The 21,923-nt window shown below is 46.6% G+C and carries 19 protein-coding genes; 4 read left to right on the top strand and 15 right to left on the bottom strand.

The window, feature by feature from the left end; translation table 11 throughout:
* Position 1: 1 nt before the first annotated feature.
* The 15 genes from L3K52_17770 to L3K52_17700 all read right to left on the bottom strand — a co-directional run bounded on the left by L3K52_17770 (position 2) and on the right by L3K52_17700 (position 14,674).
* Complete coding sequence (locus L3K52_17770) at positions 2-1,378, bottom strand: oligosaccharide flippase family protein (protein ID UOG92014.1); 1,377 nt, start codon at positions 1,376-1,378, stop codon at positions 2-4.
* Positions 1,368-1,943, bottom strand: coding sequence for an acyltransferase (locus L3K52_17765; GenBank protein UOG92013.1), 576 nt, complete (start codon positions 1,941-1,943; stop codon positions 1,368-1,370). The genes L3K52_17770 and L3K52_17765 overlap by 11 nt, the downstream gene beginning before the upstream one ends.
* Positions 1,943-3,058: a dTDP-4-amino-4,6-dideoxy-D-glucose aminotransferase VioA gene (vioA, locus tag L3K52_17760; GenBank protein UOG92012.1), complete on the bottom strand. Its 1,116-nt coding sequence runs from the start codon at positions 3,056-3,058 to the stop codon at positions 1,943-1,945. Before vioA ends, L3K52_17765 begins: the two co-directional genes overlap by 1 nt.
* Positions 3,059-3,078: 20 nt before the next feature.
* Entirely contained in the window at positions 3,079-4,134 is a 1,056-nt protein-coding gene (gene rfbB / locus L3K52_17755) for a dTDP-glucose 4,6-dehydratase (protein ID UOG92011.1), read from the bottom strand.
* Positions 4,131-5,012, bottom strand: a complete 882-nt coding sequence (gene rfbA / locus L3K52_17750; GenBank protein ID UOG92010.1) for a glucose-1-phosphate thymidylyltransferase RfbA — start codon at positions 5,010-5,012, stop codon at positions 4,131-4,133. Before rfbA ends, rfbB begins: the two co-directional genes overlap by 4 nt.
* A gap of 46 nt (positions 5,013-5,058) precedes the next feature.
* Positions 5,059-6,096 (bottom strand): PDDEXK nuclease domain-containing protein, encoded by a 1,038-nt coding sequence (locus L3K52_17745; protein ID UOG92009.1) that lies wholly within the window; start codon positions 6,094-6,096, stop codon positions 5,059-5,061.
* A 22-nt stretch (positions 6,097-6,118) separates the two neighbouring features.
* Positions 6,119-6,583: an NAD-dependent epimerase/dehydratase family protein gene (locus L3K52_17740; protein UOG92008.1), complete on the bottom strand. Its 465-nt coding sequence runs from the start codon at positions 6,581-6,583 to the stop codon at positions 6,119-6,121.
* A gap of 832 nt (positions 6,584-7,415) precedes the next feature.
* Entirely contained in the window at positions 7,416-8,585 is a 1,170-nt protein-coding gene (locus L3K52_17735; GenBank protein UOG92007.1) for a putative DNA binding domain-containing protein, read from the bottom strand.
* Between the two features lie 291 nt (positions 8,586-8,876).
* Positions 8,877-9,179, bottom strand: coding sequence for a hypothetical protein (locus L3K52_17730; protein ID UOG92006.1), 303 nt, complete (start codon positions 9,177-9,179; stop codon positions 8,877-8,879).
* Positions 9,179-9,508 (bottom strand): hypothetical protein, encoded by a 330-nt coding sequence (locus tag L3K52_17725; GenBank protein ID UOG92005.1) that lies wholly within the window; start codon positions 9,506-9,508, stop codon positions 9,179-9,181. The genes L3K52_17730 and L3K52_17725 overlap by 1 nt, the downstream gene beginning before the upstream one ends.
* Before the next feature lie 88 nt (positions 9,509-9,596).
* Positions 9,597-9,740, bottom strand: coding sequence for a hypothetical protein (locus tag L3K52_17720; GenBank protein UOG92004.1), 144 nt, complete (start codon positions 9,738-9,740; stop codon positions 9,597-9,599).
* A gap of 99 nt (positions 9,741-9,839) precedes the next feature.
* A complete protein-coding gene (locus L3K52_17715) occupies positions 9,840-10,415 on the bottom strand; it encodes a Uma2 family endonuclease (protein ID UOG92003.1) in 576 nt (191 codons plus the stop codon).
* Between the two features lie 72 nt (positions 10,416-10,487).
* Entirely contained in the window at positions 10,488-10,679 is a 192-nt protein-coding gene (locus tag L3K52_17710; GenBank protein UOG92002.1) for a hypothetical protein, read from the bottom strand.
* A gap of 187 nt (positions 10,680-10,866) precedes the next feature.
* A complete protein-coding gene (locus tag L3K52_17705) occupies positions 10,867-12,033 on the bottom strand; it encodes a nucleotide sugar dehydrogenase (GenBank protein ID UOG92001.1) in 1,167 nt (388 codons plus the stop codon).
* 193 nt (positions 12,034-12,226) lie between these two features.
* Positions 12,227-14,674 carry a leucine-rich repeat domain-containing protein gene (locus L3K52_17700; GenBank protein UOG92000.1) on the bottom strand — a complete coding sequence of 816 codons (2,448 nt, stop codon included), beginning with the start codon at positions 14,672-14,674 and terminating at the stop codon, positions 12,227-12,229.
* Between the two features lie 155 nt (positions 14,675-14,829).
* Between L3K52_17700 and L3K52_17695 the strand changes: the two genes are divergently transcribed.
* Genes L3K52_17695 through L3K52_17680 form a run of 4 tightly spaced genes read left to right on the top strand, consistent with a single transcriptional unit; the run spans position 14,830 to position 21,920 of the window.
* Positions 14,830-17,901: an Ig-like domain-containing protein gene (locus L3K52_17695; GenBank protein ID UOG91999.1), complete on the top strand. Its 3,072-nt coding sequence runs from the start codon at positions 14,830-14,832 to the stop codon at positions 17,899-17,901.
* 59 nt (positions 17,902-17,960) lie between these two features.
* Positions 17,961-19,037 carry an ABC transporter permease gene (locus tag L3K52_17690; GenBank protein UOG91998.1) on the top strand — a complete coding sequence of 359 codons (1,077 nt, stop codon included), beginning with the start codon at positions 17,961-17,963 and terminating at the stop codon, positions 19,035-19,037.
* Positions 19,030-20,220 (top strand): ABC transporter permease, encoded by a 1,191-nt coding sequence (locus tag L3K52_17685; GenBank protein UOG91997.1) that lies wholly within the window; start codon positions 19,030-19,032, stop codon positions 20,218-20,220. The genes L3K52_17690 and L3K52_17685 overlap by 8 nt, the downstream gene beginning before the upstream one ends.
* Positions 20,217-21,920, top strand: a complete 1,704-nt coding sequence (locus L3K52_17680) for a dipeptide ABC transporter ATP-binding protein (protein UOG91996.1) — start codon at positions 20,217-20,219, stop codon at positions 21,918-21,920. Before L3K52_17685 ends, L3K52_17680 begins: the two co-directional genes overlap by 4 nt.
* Positions 21,921-21,923 lie beyond the last annotated feature (3 nt).

Below are 21,923 nucleotides of genomic sequence, written 5' to 3'. Positions count from 1 at the left end.
TCTAACCACTTATGGTGATTATTAGTAAATATATGATTGCAGATGGGGTAAGCATCAAAAAAACATCTTTAACCAACCAAGACAAATGAATATTAGGTGCATATTTATTATGGACAATCTGTGTATATCCGAATAAATAGGTAATATTTGCTATTACCCACGCATACCCAGCCCCAACCATCCCATACTGTTCAGTAGCCCAAAATAAAATAGGCAACAAAACTGCCACATACAGAATGCTTCCAATAACATGTAAACGCAGTTTACCCATTGCATACTGAAGATAATACGGAAATGCTGAAACAGCTAAGATACCATAACCAATGGCATATAATGTCAATATTGGTGCTGCCGTCTCTACAATATGTTTGTTACCTGTCCACAAGTACAATATGGTTTCTGAAAACCCAGCTAAAATAATAGCTATAGACCCTGCAATGACAGTAACTAACTGCGTTGACTTTCGGTACAACGCGATAAGTTCATCTTGCTTACCTTCTTCGTAAAGTTTTGTCATACGCGGCATGATGGATGAACTAATAGGTGCGGAAATCATCATAATGCCACTGGCTACCAATACAGCTAGGGTAAAATACCCATATTCTTCTAATGTCAAAAGTTTTGACATGATGAGCTTATCAGTTTGGGTTACAAGAACCCACAACCCTGAGGTCAGAGCAATTCCTAGTGAAAACTGAAGAACATTCTTAATCGGTTTGATTGAAAAGCCTATTTGTTGAGCCTTACCAAGCTTTGGTAATAGTGATCGAGATTTCAAGAACAGACCACAGTATTCAATAATCGCAACAAAGAGTTGAAAGCTAAAGAAAACCGTTGGTGTTGCGCCGAAATGCCACAATACAGGAAAAATCACCAAAAAGCGTAATGTTGCAATAAACGCATTAAATCCACTTAACCAAACTAACAATTCTGAGCCAGAAACCACTCCCCGATATAGACCTGTCATCCAGCGCAGAGCGACGCTAATGGCCATCACTTGCAAAGCAAAGCTAACTTCTGTGATGGATAATTTTTCTATTTTTAACCAGTGATTACCAATCGCTTCAGCGTTAAAGAATAATAGTATTCCACCAATTATTGCGATACCGAAAAAAAGTAAATTTAATGCCCTAAAGAGTTGACGGTAATAAAGTCCGTCATAGCCCCCCGCCCTGAATTTTGCAGTTTCTCTCGCAATAGTGGGTGTTAAGCCTAAATCTAAAAGGGCAAACCATGCCTGCAACATAGCAAAGAAGCCTACTAAACCATAGGCTTCTGCCCCCATATATTTTATGTATAATGGAAGTGTAAGAATCCCAACGGAAGTAATATAGATTTGGCTGGCATAGCTGGCAACTATGTTTCTTTTAAGATTCATTTTTCTTGTGGTTTAATAATTGTTGTTCTAATGTTAATAAGTCTTTTTTTCTTTCTTTGATAAGTTTAGCTGGATTCCCTGCATAAATCCCAAAAGTCTTACAGCTTTTCGTGACCAAAGATAAAGCTCCGATAGCCACACCTTCCTCCAATCTAACCCCCGGCAATATCACACTCCCACTACCCACAATGACATGCTTACCTAAATAAACATCAGCATGTTTGACATTAGTGAGCTGTTTAGGAACAGTAGGATTAGTCATGAAAGCCCCAGAGTAATCATCACTACTTGAGTAAATAGCAACTCTTGATGATAAACCACTAAAGTCAGATAATGTTATATTTCCAGCCCCGATCAATGTTGAGCCTACAGCAATATGGACATATCGCCCAACATTAACTCCTCCTTCTCCTGCTGCAACTACACAGAAATCATCTATACGGCAGTTATCCAATAATTTAATTTTATTGCAATTATAAAAAGTGGCTTTTTCTGAGATTAGGACATTACTACCAATTTCAGCAAAGCCCATCTGTTCTAGAGTTTCATGACTAATAGCTGCCATTATTTTTCTCCGGCAATAACCTGAATAATTCGTTGTTGCTCATGATGCGAAAGATTTGGATAGATAGGCAAGCAAATCACTTGTTGCGCTGCTTTTGAGGCAACGGGTAAATTGTCAGGTGTCGCAGAGCGCAAGCCGCGATACATAGGGAATTCTGAAATTAATGGATAAAAATAGCGACGTGCAAAAATGTTATGTTCCCGCAATTTGAAATATAGCTCATCACGGTTTAATGGATAATCATCTTCGACCATGATAGGGAAATAGGCATAATTAGCCGCTTGTTCGCCAGCATCATTAACGCAACGGATTCCCTTAACATTAGCTAAAGCTTCACGATAATGCGCATCAATTTCTTGGCGGTATTTCAAAGCCTCATCAATATGTTGTAACTGCAATAAGCCTACAGCCGCATTGAGTTCACTCATTTTCCCATTAATGCCAGGAGCAACAACGGTGATCTCATCAACAAAGCCGAAATTTTTCAAATGGTCAATACGCTGTTTTGTTTTTGCATCAGGGCAAATAATTGCACCACCTTCAAAGGTGTTAAAAACCTTAGTGGCATGAAAACTCAAAACCGACAAATCACCGTGATTCAAAACACTGCCACAATGACATTTAACCCCAAACGCATGGGCGGCATCATAAATCACGCGCAAATTATAGTTATCTGCAATTTTCTGAATAGCATCAACATCACAAGGGTGTCCATAGACATGCACCGGCATAATCGCAGTGGTTTGTGGTGTAATAGCTGCTTCAATTTTGCTCGGCTCAAGATTCAGCGTGTTAGGGTCAATATCAACAAATACAGGCTTAATACCGTTCCACAGCAGTGAGTGCGCTGTTGCCACAAACGAATACGGCGTAGTAATCACCTCACCGGTAATACGCAGGGCTTGCAAAGCCGTGACCAATGCAATTGTACCATTGGCAAATAAGGCAATGTGTTCAACACTTAAATACTCACACAACGCTTTTTCTAATTGTTGATGAAAAGGCCCACCATTAGTAAGCACTTTGTTATCCCAAATCTTTTCAAGATAAGGAATTAGCTCTTCTAGCGGGGGTAAATAGGGCTGTGTAACGTAGATGGGCTTATCATTATCCATAATTAAATTCCGTTTATTATTTAGTGAAATCCAAACAGTTCTACACCACCACGCCAAAAAGCTGCACCATTCAGATACCAGTCTACGGTCTTACTCAAGCCTGACGTGAAGGTTTCTTGTGGCTGATAACCAAGCTCGTAGCAAATTTTGCTGTTATCAATCGCATAACGCCGATCATGCCCCAGTCTATCCGTCACATAAGTAATATGCTGCTGATGCGGCACATTCGGCGATTCGGGGAAACGCGCATTCAACAAGTCACACAGTGTGTGAATCAGGTTGATATTCGCCTGTTCATTATTCCCACCGATATTATAAGTTTCGCCAACCCGCCCTTTACGAATAATCAGATCAATCCCGCGATTATGGTCATCCACATACAACCAGTCACGCACTTGCAAGCCATCGCCATAAATCGATACAGCTTGACCTTGCAGCAAACGTGAAATCGCCAGTGGTATCAATTTTTCAGGGTATTGATAAGGGCCGTAATTATTAGAGCAGTTGCTAGTGGTCGTTTGTAACCCATAAGTGTGCTGATACGCCCGCACAATATGATCCGAAGCTGCTTTACTCGCTGCATACGGTGAATTCGGTGCATACGGTGTGGTTTCCGTAAATGCAGGGTCAGTAGGGGAAAGCGTCCCATACACCTCATCCGTCGACACATGATGAAAACGGTGTGCAAACCCCGGCTTTTCATCCAACCACACCGTTTTAGCTGCTTTCAGCAAACTGTGCGTACCATCAATATTGGTTTTCAGGAAAGCATCCGGCCCGTAAATCGAACGGTCAACGTGCGATTCCGCCGCAAAATGCACGATGGTGTCAATGGTTTCCTCACGCAACAGCGTTGTCACCAATGCCTGATCCAAAATATCACCCTGCACAAAGCGAAAATTGCTTTTCCCCTCATGCGCTTGCAGGTTTTCACGCCGCCCCGCATACGTCAGCACATCCAACACCACGATATGCGCATCAGGGTATTGTTCAAGCCAATAATGCACAAAGTTAGTGCCAATGAAGCCAGCTCCACCCGTGACGAGTAAGCGTTGAGGATTGTGTGTTGTTGTCATGCGCGGAGTAATCCTGTCAGATAATGACCGTAACCACTTTTTTGCAGCGGTTCGGCTAATTTAAGCAATTGTTCTTGGTCAATAAAGCCCATCCGCCACGCGATTTCCTCCGGGCAAGCAATCTTCAACCCTTGCCGCTCTTCAATCACCCGAATGTAGTTGGATGCATCCAGCAATGACGCATGTGTACCCGTATCCAACCACGCTGTGCCACGTTTGAGCATTTCCACCTGCAATTGACCCGCTTCCAAATACATCTGATTCAGGGTGGTGATCTCTAACTCACCACGCGAGGAAGGGCGTACTTCACGCGCCATATCCACCACTTGGTTATCATAGAAATACAGCCCAGTCACCGCATAGTTTGAACGTGGTTTAACCGGCTTTTCTTCAATACTGAGGGCTTTGCCGTGAGCATCGAAATCGACGACACCGTAGCGTTCAGGGTCTTTAACATAATAGGCAAACACGGTTGCACCGTTTTGTTGCTGTGCCACGCTTTGCAGGCGTTGTGACAGCCCTTCGCCGTAATAAATATTGTCACCCAAAATCAAAGTGGCAGGTGAGTTACCTACAAAGTCAGCCCCGATCAAGAAAGCCTGTGCTAATCCTTCCGGTTTTGGTTGCATCGTATACTCAATATTCAAACCCCATTGTGAGCCATCGGCTAACAATTGTTGAAATTGAGAGGAGTCTTCTAGCGTGGTAATGATTAAAATATCCCGAATGCCAGACAACATTAGCACTGTGAGCGGGTAGTAGATCATCGGTTTGTCATAGATCGGCATCAACTGCTTGCTGACTGCTTTGGTAAGCGGATACAAGCGCGTACCACTGCCACCAGCGAGGATAATGCCTTTACGCTTTAAATTGTTCATAGGTAATTCTTAAACCTTTATGTAGCGGTGTGCTTGCTTCTAGCGGTTACTCATCCGCAGTCAACCAAGCACCCAGCCGTTCAGCAATTTGTTCAGGGCTGGGTAGTTCAGTTTGGATATTCTCTGGCAGACGTGGCACGACAGAATAGGTGGCAATTCCCAATGGGCGGGTGGCATTACGTAAGGCATACTCCACCACCGTTTTGTTCTTCCCACGGCAGATAATGATACCGATGGGTGGGTTTTCCTCTGGAAGACATTCGCTGGCTTCCAGAGCCTCCAGATAAAACTCCATCTTACCTTTGTGTTCCGGCTTGAAGTCACCAATCTTGAGTTCAATGGCGACCAAGCAACGCAAGCGCCGATGAAACAGCAGCAGATCAATGAAGTATTCCTGCCCACCGACCTCAAGGCGGTGCTGGTTGCCGATAAAGGTGAAAAAGCCACCCAGTTCAATAAGAAAATGGCGTAAATTCGCGACCAATGCCTGTTCAAGCTGACGTTCGCTGTGTGCTTCCGCAAGTTCCAGAAAATCAAAGGTATAATGATCTTTGACCGCCAAAGCAGCCTGTGCCTGAAGTTCCGCCGTTAGCGTCTGGTCAAAATTAGTCTGATTGAGCAAGTATTTTTCGTAAGTCTTATTATCTATCTGGTGCTGTAACACCGCCTTCGTCCAGCCAAAACGCGCCGTACTCCGCAGGTAAAATTCACGCTCAAGCGGATCTTTGCAACGGCTCAGGATAACAAGATTTTTAGCCCAACTGATTTCTCTAACCAATGGTTGGAGTTTTGGTAGTTCACTGTATTCCCGGTAGAATTGCCGCATAAACCATAGGTTTTGGGCGGAAAAGCCATTGCGTCCCGGAAACTCCGCTTGCAGATCATGCGCCAGTGTCTCGACAATCGCTTTACCCCAGCCCAGCTCCTGTTGTTTTTGGTGAATAGCCTGACCCATATCCCAGTAAAGCGCGAGCAATTCATGGTTGACCGCCCGCAACGCTTGGTACTGGCGTTGCCGGATACTAGCCTTAAGCGCACCCAGAAATTCTGCGTAACCTTGTTGATTCAGTATTTCCTGTTTCATTTCACCACCCTGGTGAGGATTTTCATAACGCAGACCTATAAGCCTTGTAAGTATCCGCAATTCCCGCAGGTAGAGACTTACTGGCTTGCCAATGTTGGGCGTTCAACAGTGACACATCCAACACCTTCCGCATCGTCCCATCCGGCTTACTCGCATCAAACACAATCCGCCCCTCAAACCCCACCACGTCCATAATGGTTTCTGCCAGTTCCCGAATCGTCACATCCTGCCCCGTGCCAATATTCAGCAACGACCCCGCAAACCGTTGTTCCATCAAAAACACACAGGCATCCGCCACATCATCCACATACAAAAACTCGCGCCGTGGCGTTCCCGTTCCCCACACCACAAGCTCCCTGAGTAAATCCAGCTCCTGCTGTGAACGGGTAATGATATTGGTATAACCACCCGCTTGCAGGCGGCGCACCAACGCACTGCCGACCATGCCACGATGCCCGGTGACGAAGATTTTTGCATTTTTATTCATGAGTTTTTAAGAATACAGTAGCCAGACACGCTACCGCCCTACCTCGTCATTATCAGCATCAAATCAAAAAACAGAAGATGTAAGCCCGCATCAAGAACGCTACCGCCCTACCTTGTCATGGTCGGCATCAGTAAGTGTTCGTGTGAGATGTACCATAGCTTAATGTAATGCGGGAATTATGCCTGTGATAGCGGTCACATTCTAGTCAATTGTGGGGGCTAAAATTCACGGGGAACCCTGCCAAGGAAACCTAATTCTCATGTGCCGATGGTATATGCCGTATTCTTGCTTACTGCACAGCATCCAGCCTAACTTCAGGGTGGTTATTTCAAATACGTGAGGAATATGCCAGCGCCAGACACGCTACCGCCCTACCTCGTCATTATCAGCATCAAATCAAAAAACAGAAGATGTAAGCCCGCATCAAGAACGCTACCGCCCTACCTTGTCATGGTCGGCATCAGTAAACGTTGTTAACGTAGATGTACCATAGCTTAATGCAATGTGGGGATTATGCCTGTGATGGCGGTCACATTCTAGTCAATTGTGGAGAGTAAAACTCACGGGGAACAGGGCTTCGACTACGCTCAGCCCACGGATGCCTCGCGGTAGTTCGCGAGTCCACCACTTACCCGCGCCCTGAGCGGAGTCGAAGGGCATTCGCATATACCCGACCTCGCCGAGATTTGAATATTCATGAAGAACCTCACCCCCCGCCCCCTCTCCTTGACAGGCGAGGGGGAGAAAGAGTCGCATTTCTTAGCCCCTCTCCTGTCAAGGAGAGGGGTTGGGGTGAGGTTCTTTTAGAGGAATGTCATTACCTGTAATCTCTTCAACGCGGTATCACGCACCGGAACTCTTCCTTATCGCGATCATCGACCAATATCAAGTTCGGTTGTAAAGCTAACGCTCGCTTGATCCCACTGCCATAACCGCTATAAGGCAACACCCGCCTACAAATCGAATTCAGAATAGGGTTGCGGTGGACTGACAAACCCTGTTTAATTTTTTCCACCGTGAGTGAATTAGGCAGCTTGCCAGGACTGACGATTTCCAATCTCGTTTTGAACACAAACACTTTGACGGAGGATTGTATGTAGTAATCCCGATGTATCAAAGCATTTACCAATAATTCACCCAACACCGTCTCATCAATTTCCAGCTTTGTTTGGGCATTGAACCCTGATTCTGTTGGGATGCGGTGCAGGTTAATTTGTAAGAACTGCATAGTGCTTTCGTATTGTTGGCGCAAACTGCCTTTGATCGTTGCTTTGGTAATAAAGCCGTCAACACCCATATCATCGCCATCAAAATGCACACAATCCACGTAAAATGATGGGCTGAAACGTTGCGGTGTTTTACCGAAAATCAGGTTGCCAGCCAGTGTCAGATGGTCGTCCCGCAACAGGTCAAGATTTTGCAGGACGGTTGCCAGCGTCAACTTACCTTGTTTTAGCGCCTCATAAACGCTGCGGTTATCCGTGTTTAAGAAGTCATAAAACGCTTCGGTGTTCAAGTCAGTGATGTCACTGCGGGGGAGTGCTTCCTCATCAGCGAATAACCGCGCAGACTCGGCAAACAAACGCCGCAACTCTTCCGGCGACATTTTGCGCTTATCACTCCCCGATTTGGTGAAATAAACCCCTTTGCTGGTTTGGTAAGGGCGATTCTCACCTTTGCGTACACTCACGGCTATGATGCGTTTGCCCTGAATACCAAGTACTTCCGTCAGTGGATAAATCGGCGGTTTGACATTTTCATTGGCGGTATTGCTGAGTAATTGGTTAATGCGGCTGATTTGTGCCTCATCCAGACCTGTCACAGAGCCATCATCAGCAATCCCAATCAGCAATAAACCACCTTCGGCATTAGAGAAAGCGCCCAACTCTTCCGCCAATCGGTTCGCGTCGGTGACATCTTGTTTGAATTGCGTGGTGCTGTCTTCACCGTTATGAATGCGATCAAGGATTTCAAGTGCTTGCATGGTGTTGTGTCTATTCATGAATTCATGCTAGCAAGTGTAGCTGATTGGCTCAGTCACTCCCAAGTGCTATATCAATAGTAATCCCGATACCACCGCACAAATCGCTCCAACCCATCCTCCACCTCTGTAGCAAGCTTGAACCCTACATCCGCAATCAATTCATCCACATCCATGGGTGTTTATCTGTTGGTGGTGAAGTGGGGCTTCGACTACGCTCAGCCCACGGATGCCTCGCGGTAGTTCGCGAGTCCACCACTTACCCGCGCCCTGAGCGCAGTCGAAGGGTTCTTAACCACGGCAAATAATGATTCATTGTTGTTTCATCGCGTAATACCCGCCAGTCTTGGATGCACCCCGAAATTCAATCTTCTGCTCGGCTTTGAGCTGTTTGAGCCATCGCTCAACAGTTCGTTGTGCCTTGTCACTCAAACGCACCAATTCACTGGTGTTCAAACCGGGGCAAAAGAGCAAGTCAGGTGTATCTACTATCCGTAACAAGTCTGTTTCTACCTGCGTAACAAACTGATGCCCCAAGCCTTGACTCTTCTCATCGTAATAATCAACCGCATCTTGAAGGTCATCAAATGCTGCTGGGTGAAGGAAATACCGCATCAGCCAACTCTGGCAAGTGAGCGTTGCTTCAGTTGTTGAAGCGCCATCTCGCCATCCATCAACACCGCTGCACCACCGTCCAATTGCGCCAGTCGCATCGCAATTTCTGCCTCTAATGCTTGTTCCGCTTGATTTTTCTGCTCTAGTACTTGCAACAGGCTAACATATAACCCTTTGATGCGTTGGTATTCATCCTTGTAAGAGGTCAGCGGTAGATATTCAACTACACAGCGTCTCACTGCCTCACTAGCGGTTTTGCAACCTTCCCGCGCCATAATTTGCTGCAAGCATTGCTCATCTTCTTCACTCAGTCTTAACGTAAAAGCCATGATATTTTTTCACACTAAGGATAATGTGAAAATGATACCATTTTTTATTGAATTGTGTGTGAATTTCAGGAAATGATACCTTGTCAGCTCACAAAGCCACCACATTGGAATCGACATAAGCATTCGGGTTATCAATCGAATACCGCCCCCCCGCCTGCACCCCCAAATTCACCACCGCATTTGCAAGGAAAAAGCCGGTGAATCCGGCAGAGCCGGTGATTAGGATTTGCATGAGTGTTTATCTGTTGGTGGTGAAGTGGGGCTTCGACTACGCTCAGCCCACGGATGCCTCGCGGTAGTTCGCGAGTCCACCACTTACCCGCGCCCTGAGCTAAGTCTGCTTCTCACTCAGCAAAAAACCATACAAATCATTCACTGCTATCTCCAGCCCAACCGATTCGAGCATGAGGTTTTGCCCACCCACATAACGCTCCACCTGCCACTCTGTGCGTTTGCGGTACATTTCAATGGCTGGAAAGTCTTGCGAACACAGCACATATTCTTGCAGAGAAGGTAGTAATGTATACGCGGTCAATTTCTCGGTGCGATCTGTCCGTGCCGTGCTCTCAGACAAGACTTCAACAATCAAACAAGGCGAACTGTTGTAATATTTATCCGTTTCATCCTCACAGGTCACTTGCACATCTGGGTAGTAAAAGTGATCTTCTCGTAGCGAGCGGATGCCAACTTTCATGTCAGTCTGAAATACTTCACAGTGCCCGCCATCTAGGTGATTGAATAAACGTGCAAAGAAACTTCCAGCAACACGGTTATGATTCCTGCTTGCCCCTGCCATCGCATAAGTCTGCCCGTTGACGTATTCATACCGTATGCCATCAGAGCGGTCATTTTCCCCTAACAAGTATTCTTCCGGGGAAATGTAAGTAACTTTAGGTAATGCGCTCATCATTGCTATCCTGTTATCCACGATGCTGTGAGGTTAGCAGGGCAGGGGAAGGGCTGCAAATAGCGTTTCGGCTTAGTCATTTCCAAACTTGAAAGCTTGTCGAACCACTGTCTCCACTTCATCCAGCACACTATCGGGCAAATGTGCATACTGCTTGCGCCGATGTTTCGAGAGATGTCCGCCATTGCCCCAAGCCATCCGCACCAATGCTGCTATGTCTTTCTTCGGCAAATGAAAACGCTGTTCCAGTACCTGATGAAACATAAAACGGTGTAAGCGCCCATTAGTGAGACGGGTTTGACAGCTAACGTTAACTGCTCTACTAAGTATGCGTAACCGACTAAACTCATGCTCAAATCCGAAAAATCTTCAGTGAACCTGAAATTTTATCAGCAAAAGCTATTTTTGGCGTTTTTATTTGGATTTAGCTCAGAGGAGATGACCGATGCGATTAGTCACTCCCAAACAAATCCCGCGTATACACTTTCGCCGCGACATCACCCAACTCATCCACCATCCGGTTCGCCACAATCACATCACTCATCTGCTTAAACGCTTCCACGTTGCGAATCACTGCCGAGCGGAAAAACGTTTCTTCCTGCAACACCGGCTCATACACCACCACATCAATCCCCTTGGCTTTGATGCGCTTCATAATCCCTTGAATGCTGGAGGCACGGAAATTATCCGACCCCGCCTTCATAATCAGCCGATAAATCCCCACCACCCGTGGGTTACGGCGAATAATGTCATCAGCAATGAAATCCTTACGGGTACGGTTCGCATCCACAATCGCATTAATCAGGTTTTGCGGCACTTGGTTGTAATTCGCCAACAACTGCTTGGTATCTTTCGGCAAGCAATACCCGCCATACCCAAACGACGGGTTGTTGTAATGGTTGCCAATGCGCGGGTCAAGGCAAACCCCGTCAATAATCTGGCGCGTATCCAGCCCGTGGGTCGCCGCGTAAGTATCCAGCTCATTAAAATACGCTACCCGCATCGCCAGATAGGTATTCGCAAACAGCTTGATCGCCTCCGCCTCGGTCGAATCAGTGAACAGGGTAGGGATGTCACCCTTAAGCGCCCCTTGTTGCAACAACTCGGCAAACGTCGCTGCCCGTTGCGAACGCTCCCCCACCACAATTCGCGACGGGTAGAGGTTGTCATACAACGCTTTGCCTTCGCGCAAAAACTCCGGCGAGAAAATAATATTGTCGCTACCCATTTCCGCCCGGATACGCGCCGTATACCCCACCGGCACGGTCGACTTAATCACCATCACCGCATCCGGGTTGAGTGCCATCACATCACGGATTACGGCCTCTACCGAGCGCGTATTAAAGGTATTGGTCTGGGTGTCGTAATCGGTCGGTGTCGCAATCACCACAAAGGCAGCATCACGATAAGCATCCGCTTTATCCAACGTAGCACGGAACTGCAAATCGTCACGCGCAAGAAACTGTTCAATTTCCGTATCGGCAATCGGTGACTGCCGCGCATTCAGTTGCGCCACTTTCTCCGGCACAATATCCAAGGCAACAACCTCATTGTGTTGCGCTAACAACAGCGCATTGGATAGCCCAACATAGCCCGTTCCGGCAATAGCAATTTTCATGGTGGTTATTTCAAATTACAGATAATAAAAGACGAATATGCCAGCGCCAGACACGCTACCGCCCTACCTTGTCATGGTCGGCATCAGTAATCGCTGTTAAGTTTAATGTACCATAGCTTAATGGAATAAGGGGATTATGCCTGTGATGGCGGTCACATTCTAGTCAATTACGTGAGGTACATGCCTCGCACATTCAGGTGGCAGGGCATGAGCCATCAGGATTCGGAGGACGTTGAGGGTTGCCTCCCATGTCGATGGTGATATTTGCCGGTAGCCCCGTCGGCAATCCAATCAGGCAATTTTGCTCGACATACACAATGGGTGTGGCCTGAATGGCGGTATTTCCCCATGCGGTTTCGACATCAGCGCTTAGTAAGCGGTTGTTTCTAAGTGTCAAAGTATAGAGGTTATTCAGGTTAGAGAGTTGTGGCAGCCCTGATGCCCCGCTAATGGCATTGTTGTCTGCGTAGATCATCTGGAGGTTTGTTAAGGTGGAAAGCACAGCCAAGCTGTTTACTTGATTGCCATCCAACCCGATGGTCATCAAATTGGCTTTATTGCTAAGTGCTGTGATTAGCACAATATTGTTGAATCTGAGATCCAGGAATGTCCAATTCTCGCCTATGTTACTAAGCCCTGATATGTCTGATAAATTCGCATTTATCAGGGTGACGTGGGTTAAATTTGGTAAATTGTCCAATTGCGCCAGATTGACGCCCGACAAGTCAATACCATTACAGGTGAATGCCGTTAGGCTTTGCAGCGTGCTGTTGCTGGGTAATTCGCCAGGGAAGCAACTTTGTAGGGCTGGATCTGTGATCAACGGTGTTTCGCGCACAGTGATCTGAACCGTAGCGGGGCTAGACACTAAACCAGCGGAATCGGTGACAGTAAATGTGAAACTGTCTGTGCCTACATAATCAGTGTTCGGTGTGTAAGTGAGCGTGGAATTGGCAAGCACTCCTAGATTACCCGCGCTACCATGTGCCGCTATGGTCGTCAGTGCATAGGTGAGGTTGTCACCCTCTGGGTCGCCTCCTAATAGCGTGAAGGTTTTTGCGGTATTTTTATAGAGCGTAATATTTTGTGCATAAGCCACCGGCTGGTCATTGGTATTTGATGTGTCACATCGGGAAAGCGGAAACTGCCAGTGCTTGCCAAACGCGCTGATAGTGGCAGGCATGACAAGATCGCCGAGGCAGTTATCATCCGCTAACAGTGTGAACGTGTTAGTCATGGTTGCTACAGGTGCAATGTCGGGCAAGAAGTTGCCACGTAAGTCCAACTGTTTATTCAGGCTACTCAAGCTGCTCAACGGGGAGATGTTTCGGATCTGATTGTGCGCCAGCGCAAGGTATTGCAGGTTGCTAAGTACAGATAGCTTGTCAACCGCGCTAACCGCATTGTTTTCAAGCCCAAGCTGGGTGAGATTTCCGAGGGCAGAAAGTGACGTAATAGTGGCAATGTCAATTTGGTTAAAACCCAACTCCAGTGTTTGCAGGTTGGTCAGACCGGGGTTGGATAATGCGTTGATGTCGGTGAGCAAATTACCCCCGATGTAAAGTTCTTGCAATCCATGCAAGTTCGATAGGGCTTCTAATCCAGAACCCGACGTTCCTGTCGAAGTGTTTGAGTCGATGCTATTAGCGTCTAGCACGAGAATTTGCAATGCATTCAAGTTGGAAATGGGGCTAATGTCGCTTATTTGGTTATAGCCGAGTCCCAAGTGCGTCAAGTTGGTTAGGTTGGTCAGGGTATTTACAGTGGTGATATTGTTATCATCCAGCCATAGCTGGTGTAAGACCGTTTTGTTGGCAAGGGGGCTAATGTCAGTGATGGAATTGGCTTCTAGGTGCAGTTCCTGTAATTGGGTTAAATTCGATAGGTTGCTGATGCGAGTAATACTGTTGAAGCTCAAGTCCAGCTCTGTTAGCTTGGTCATGCCTGCTAAGGCGCTGATGTCCGTCAGTTCATTAGACGCTAGGTTTAACCGAGTCAAATTTTTCAGTGTGGATAGAGCGCTAATATCGTCGAGTTTGCTGTGAGGCAGTTCAAGGGTTTGCAAGTTGACTAACTGCCCTAGATTGGATAAGTCGGCTTGGCTTAAGTCTTGCCCTTCGCAGGTGAAACTGGTGAGGTCGTAGAGCGCCTGACCTTGTGGAATTGCCCCGCTGAAGCATGATTGGATAAAGGGGTCGCTGATCCGAAGGTTGTCGATGTATTCCTGGAATTCTTGTAGTTGCCGTTGTTTAATGGCGGGTATTAATGTACCCGCGACGAAAGTTAACAGGAAATCATCGGGTTTTACGGTAATACCGATGGTTGCTGGTGTAGAGAATGCTGTTCCATCCGTTACCCAAAAGCTGAAATTATCCGTCCCGGTATAGCCTTGCGTCGACGTGTAAGTGACACTGTTGCCTATTGGCGCTGTCACTGAGCCATGTTGAGGGGCTTGCTGAATGCCATAGGTCAGGGCGTTACCATCAGCATCTTGCGCTTGAAGTGTGATCTTGGTGTTGATGCCCGACGTGACGCTAACGGATTGCGGTATAGCGACAGGCGGAGTGTTTGCAAAGCTTTGTGCAGATAATCCGCAGAAAGTGAAAATCAGAACAACTTGTGTAATAGTATTACGCCACATAACATTCAAGTAACATCTATAATATCTTAATTAATCAACTTGTGCGTGATGAGAGTCACACTTTTTAGATAAGAGGAAATTATACCATAAACATTAAGATATTATGGTGAGGATGTCCAGTGAGCCCCAAGTTGACAGTGTATGCAGTATTCTGCATGATTTTGTTGTCATTTCCAGCACAAGCAAATGTTACACCAATAGCGACACCACAAGCCGTTGCAGTGGATGAAGATACAGCAATCCCCATTAGCTTGATAGCCTCTGATACAGATACGGATGAAAAACTATTAACGTATAAGATCACGCTTCAGCCTAGCACGGGTGTCGTGTCACAACTAAAATCAGGTAGTAAACAATTAATTTATACGCCATCCGCAAATTTTTCAGGAACCGATAGTTTTTACTTTCAAGTCAGTGATGGCAGATTGATTTCTAAGACAGCAAAAGTATCTATCACTGTGAACCCTGTGAACGATGCTCCTGTGGTACCTAGTGTGACCACATTGAGTACGGAAGAAGATGTCTCTAAGTCAATGACGTTCACCGGAACAGATATTGAGCGTGATACCTTAAGTTATGTTATTCACACTAAAGCCGCGCATGGGCAAGCTATTATTCAGGGGGGGAAAGTTACTTACACGCCAGAACCCAATTTTTTCGGTACAGACAGTTTTACTTACACGGCTTTTGATGGCAAAAATTATTCTGCACCGGGACACATTAACGTGACCGTAATCCCCGTGAATGATGCACCAATGGCACAACCACAAACCGTAACGCTTCCGGCTGGTCAACCTAGCATTATTACTTTGCAGGCAACAGATCCAGATAATGATAAGTTAAGTTATCAATTAGCAAATTCACCCAATCCAAAAGGCAGTTTGGGAACTGTGAATGGCAGCCAAGTTATCTACACGCCTAAAGCCGGTGTTAGTGTGGACAGTTTTGGATTTATTGCACACGATGGAACAGTTGCATCGCCGCCCGCGCTGGTAACGATAAACATACAATCGGCATTGACTGCTGTTACAGATCCTAGCTTATTACAATGTTTGAAAAATATTGCACCAACCGCAGCCGATCAACAAACATTGGTAACATTTAGCTGCAATGGTTTAGATCTTTCTAATGCTGATTTAACACAGCTAACATATCTTCCTAATTTGCGTAGCCTTGATTTGTCAAATACTAAATTGGCAAACATTAATGGGCTTGCTGAGTTAAAGCAACTAACTAAATTGAACTTGGGTTCTAATTACATTACAAATATTAGTGCATTATCAGATATGCAGCAATTGCAAATTTTGAATTTGGGTTTCAATGAAATTAGTGACATTACTCCTTTGTCAAATATAAACAGTCTACAAGAGCTTTACTTGGATGCTAATAAGTTAAGTAATTTGAGTGCACTATCAAATAAAAAATCACTACTAAAGCTTTATTTGGATGATAATCAAGTTAATTCTATTGCTGAATTATCAGCCTTGACAAATTTGACACACTTAGGTTTGAGCTATAACCAAATTAATTCTATTAGTGCTTTATCTAACTTGAAACAACTTCAGTCATTAGCATTGGAGGCTAATGACTTGTCAAATATTGCCGCATTAGCAGAATTCGTGAATTTACAATCACTTTATTTAAGTGGAAACTTGCTAACGGATATTAGCCCATTAACTTATCTTGTAAACATGAAGACGTTGGAGTTGAGCTTTAACCAAATCGCCAGTGTTATTTTTTTGCAAAATATGGTCAGCCTGATTAACTTGACGCTAGATTTTAACAATCTTACTGAAGTTACTGGTTTGACAAATTTGATGAGTTTGCAACATATTGATTTGGAAAATAATGCGTTAAATACCATTAGTGGTTTGCAAAATCTAAGTGCAGTGAATGGCTTATTGCGATTAAGTCATAACCTGTTGTTAGATGAAGATATTGTGCTACTTGCGTCCATGTGGAATAGTTATAGCCTACGTTTAGAAGATAACTGTTTGGTGAATATTTCATTGCCTGAAACTGTTCAGGTTTATGGTAAGTCTTGGCAGTTTCCAGGCTCAAAGTGTGGGGGCATTGCGCCTGTGGCTATTGGCAAAACAGTAGAGGTTTATCCTAACACTGCAACAATAATTACCTTGGATGCTTATGATCCTAATGATAAAACCATGATTTTTCAATTGGATAGTGTTGCGGTTAATGGTGGAGTGCTAAGTGCTTCTGTTGGAAAATTAGCAAGCAATCAGATAACATTTTTCCCTAATCCCGATCACTTGAAGAGTGCGGGTAATTTCACCTTCTCAGTTACGAATAGTGATGGTGTAAAGTCACAAAAAGTTACCGTGCAATTGCGTGTAATTCCTCCGATTCTGGAGACTTGTTTTGGTAAAAATATTCCTAGTGATGAGGATTTGTTAAAATTACAATCTTTGAGCTGTGAGAATAAAGGTAACAATGTTACTGACATTAGTGCATTGCCTATGTTTTTGCCTAACTTGACGCATCTATCGTTAGGCGGCAATGCTATTAGTGACTATTCAACGTTGTTAGATTTTCCTGAATTGATAGGTTTGTCTTTAAAAGGTAATGTGTTAGATGCTACAGCATTACAAATTATCGCTCAGTTATCAAAACTTAGTATTCTCAGTTTAGAGAAAAGTCAGTTGAATGACTTAGATATTAATTTTTTGGCTGGGTTGACCAATCTAACTCAATTGTATTTGGGTGGTAATAAAATTACTAATATTAATCCGTTAAGTCAATTAAAACGTTTGGATGTCTTGACATTGGATAATAATTTTATTGATAATTTGACGCCGTTGGCATCATTAACGAGTATTCGTACTTTAAGTTTGAATAATAATGGATTAAGTAAAAATCAAGCGCTTAATTTGGCTGTTTTGTCAAAATTGCAAGCATTAATTTATTTTGAGATTGACAGTAATGGATTGACTAGTGCTAATGGTTTGGAAAATCTGACAAACTTGAATGTGCTAACGGTTCGTTATAATCGCTTAATGACAGCCAATAACTTGAAAGTATTTCCTCAGGCTATGACTTTGCATCTGCAAGGAAATTGTCTCAGTAATTCAGATTTATTTGGTTGGCCAAGTAATATCAGTCTTATCGGTAGCAATAGTAGTAATCAACGCAGTTTGTTTAATAATCAGTGTCCTGTTTATCCGCAATATATATCAGCAATTGCAGGCGTTTGGGATGCGTCTTACTAGACGATCGCGAAAGGGTTGTGTACTCTGAACCCTTCCACCACCAGTCAGGCTAGAATAACTTGCTAACATACCTCCTGCGCCGTTTACTCTTGATGATCCCCACGCTGCTGGGGATCACCATTGTCGTATTTACCGTCATGGCACTGTCCCCCGGTGGCATTACCGTGCAATCGCTGGTTGGCGGTGCGAATATGAACCCGCAGGAAAAAGCCGCGCTGACCGCTTATTACAACCAGCGCTATGGTCTCGATCAACCCGCGCCGCTCCAGTATGTACGCTGGCTCAACAATGTTTCCCCCATCGGTTTTACCCAAGATGCGGAAGGCGCATTCACCGGCTTTTCCTTCACCAAGGGCATGGATTTGGGCAATAGCTTTATGTACGGGCGTCCGGTGAGCGACATCCTGGCTGAACGCATTCCCATCACGCTGTTGCTTAATCTGGTGACCTTGCCGTTGATTTACGTGATTGCGATTGTGGTTGGGGTGAAAGCGGCAACGGATAGAGGAGGGCGCTTTGATATTGTCTCCGGCGTGTCGATGCTGGCGTTGTGGTCGATTCCGACCATGTTAGCCGGGGTGTTATTGCTGGGGTTTTTTGCCAATACCCAATATTTTCAGTGGTTTCCGACGGCGGGGATTTCCAGTCGTGCCGCGCAAGACATGCCGTTTTTGCCGCATATGTTAAGTGGCGAATTTGTCCCCGGTTACTTGCTGGATCGCCTCTGGCATTTGGTATTGCCGGTCATTTGTTTGTCTTACGCCGGGTTTGCGGGGTTGGCAAAACTCACGCGCACCTCGGTATTGGAAAATCTGCAAGCCGATTATGCCCGCACTGCGCGTGCTAAAGGTTTGGCAGAAGAGGATGTACTGTGGAAACACGTCTTCCGCAATAGCCTGTTGCCGTTAATTACCGTCTCTGCCGGATTATTGCCGAGTTTATTGGCGGGGTCGTTGATCGTGGAAAACATTTTCAGTATTAATGGCATGGGACAATTGGCGATCGAGGCGGTGAAAGGGCGTGACCGCGAATTGGTGCTGTCGATTACGTGGATTAGCGGCTTTTTGACCCTGATTGGTTATTTGATTGCGGATTTTTGTTACACGTTGGTCGATCCGAGGGTGTCGTATGACTGAGATAAGCGCACAAGCGGTCAGCCGCGAATCGTTTTCCCGACGTATTTGGCGCAAGACTTGGCAGGGTGTCGGGGTGAAGCTCGGCTTTGCGTGGGTGGGGGTATTGATTTTCATGGGCGTGTTCGCGCCATTTTTGGCCAATTCCATGCCCTTGCTAATGAGCAAAGACGGGGCGTTGTCTGCGCCGGTATTGGCGTATTTGACGGCGGAAGATGCCTTGGTGCTGGCGATGTTTGCGCTGGCACTGCTGTTGGCGTGGTTGCCCTTGAGCGGCGGTAGGCGAATAGTGTTGTTCATCGCGGGAACTTTGCTGGCAGCGTTGTTAGCCAACTGGCTGGTAAAACCGCCAGCGGTGAAAATTTACGACGAATTCCGCACCCCCGCGTACACCGACGTCGATTGGCGGATTATGCCGCTTGTGCCTTACGCGCCCACCGATTACTTGCGTGATTACCCCGAACACGGTTTGGAAGCGCCGTTAGCCTCCACCGAGCGCTTGCATTTGATGGGGACCGAGGAAAATGGTGCGGATGTGTTCAGCCGCATGATTCATGCCTCGCGGATTGCGTTGAGCATTGGGCTGATTGCGACCGGCATTGCGCTGGTGATCGGGGTGATTCTGGGCGGGCTGATGGGTTATTTTTCCGGCGTGGTGGATATGCTTGGAATGCGTCTGGTGGAAATTTTCGAGGCGATTCCCACGCTGTTTTTGCTGCTGACGTTTGTGGCGTTTTTTGGGCGCAGTTTGTACATGATGATGATCATTATCGGCGTGACCAGTTGGTCGGGGTATGCGCGTTATGTGCGTGCCGAATTCCTCAAATTGCGTCAGCAAGAGTATGTGCAAGCGGCGGTTGCCAGTGGTTTACCATTGACCTCGATTTTGTTCCGCCACATGTTGCCGAACGGGGTAGCGCCCTTGCTGGTGGCAGTGAGTTTTGGGGTGGCGTCGGCGATTTTGGCGGAAGCTACCTTGAGCTTTCTGGGGTTAGGTTTAGTCGGTGAGCCGTCTTGGGGGCAAATGTTGGATCAGGCGGTGAAATCGTCCACCTTCAATTGGTGGATGGCGGCGTTCCCCGGTGGCGCGATCTTCTTCACGGTGTTTGCGTACAACCTGATTGGGGAAGCTTTCCGCGATGCGATTGATCCGAAATTGTCGCGCAATGCGGGGGTAGGGTCATGAGTCAAACCTTGCTCGAAATCCGCCACTTACGCACCTACCTGAAGAGTGACGGGCGTACCGTGAAAGCGGTTGATGACGTGAGTTTTAGCATCCCCAAGGGCGAAACCTTTTGCTTGGTTGGCGAATCGGGCAGCGGCAAGTCGATTACCGCGTTGTCAGTGATGCGCTTATTGCCGCAGGATATTGCCTCGCACCCCGGCGGCGAAATCCTGTTTAACGGGCAGGATATTCTCACCCAGCCCGAAACCGCATTGCAGCACATTCGCGGTTCGCAAATTGCGATGATTTTCCAAGAGCCGATGACTTCGCTTAACCCGGTATTTTCGGTGGGCGAACAGATTACCGAAGCCTTGCAATTGCACCACCCGTCGATGAGCGATGCGGATGCGGTGGAACGGGCGATGTTAGCGCTGGAACAGGTGCAAATCCCCAAGGCACGCGAACGTTTTCGCGATTTTCCGCACCAATTATCCGGCGGGCAACGCCAACGGGTGATGATTGCGATGGCGCTGGCGTGCGAACCGGAATTGCTGATTGCCGACGAACCGACCACTGCGCTGGATGTGACCGTACAGGCTGAAATTTTGCGCCTGCTGCGCCAACTGCAAGACGATACCGGGATGAGCACGCTGTTCATCACCCACGATTTCGGCGTGGTGGCACAAATGGCGCAACAAGTCGGGGTGATGCAGCAAGGGCGCTTGGTGGAAGTTGGTAGTACGGCGCAAGTGTTACGCCAGCCGCAACACGCTTACACGCGGCAATTGCTGGCGGCAGTACCGGAGAATTTGGCACGGAAAGACCCTCACCCCAACCCCTCTCCCAGAGGTAGAGGGGCTAAGAATGAAGAAGCGGCAGGTATCTTGCTCCCCTCGCCCCTTGAGGGAGAGGGGCTGGGGGTGAGGGGTTCTTCTCTCCTCTCCATCCGTAACCTCAAAGTCTGGTTTCCCATCAAAAAAGGCATTCTGCGCCGCACGGTTGATCATGTACGCGCCGTCGATGACGTGTCTCTCGACATTCCGCAAGGGCAAATCGTGGCACTGGTGGGGGAATCCGGTTGCGGCAAAACCACCTTAGGGCGGGCAGTATTACAGCTAGAAAAGCCCACTTCCGGCAGTATCCAGCTTCACGGACAAGAGTTAATCGGCTTATCGGCGCGGGAATTACGTCCTTTGCGCCCGAAAATGCAGATTGCGTTCCAAGATCCGCAATCGTCGCTGAATCCGCGTTTGCTGATTGAAACCACCTTAACCGAACCGCTCAAAGCCCACGGCATCGGCGCAAACCACGAGGAACGCATCGAACGAGCCGCGCAAATTCTGGCAGATATGCAGCTTCCGCGTGACACGCTGTGGCGTTACCCGCACGAATTTTCCGGCGGGCAACGCCAGCGGATTGGTTTGGCGCGTGCTTTGGTATTGAACCCCGAATTCATCGTCTGTGATGAAATTACCAGCGCATTGGATGTATCGGTGCAAGCGGAAATCTTGCAATTGCTGCTAAAAATCCGCGCCGAACACAATCTGACACTGCTATTCATTACGCACAATATCGGCGTGGTGGAATACCTAAGCGATCAAACCGTGGTGATGTACAAAGGCAAAATTGTGGAGCGGGGGACTACCGCTGCGGTATGCGGTAATCCTCAAGAAGCGTACACACAGAAGCTGTTGCAGGCTGTGCCACGCTTGATTACTTGATGG

The sequence above is a fragment of the Candidatus Thiothrix sulfatifontis genome (assembly GCA_022828425.1).
Lineage (GTDB): Bacteria > Pseudomonadota > Gammaproteobacteria > Thiotrichales > Thiotrichaceae > Thiothrix > Thiothrix sulfatifontis.
The sequence above is the reverse complement of the archived record's forward strand: the minus strand, read 5'-3'. Positions and strand labels throughout refer to the sequence as shown.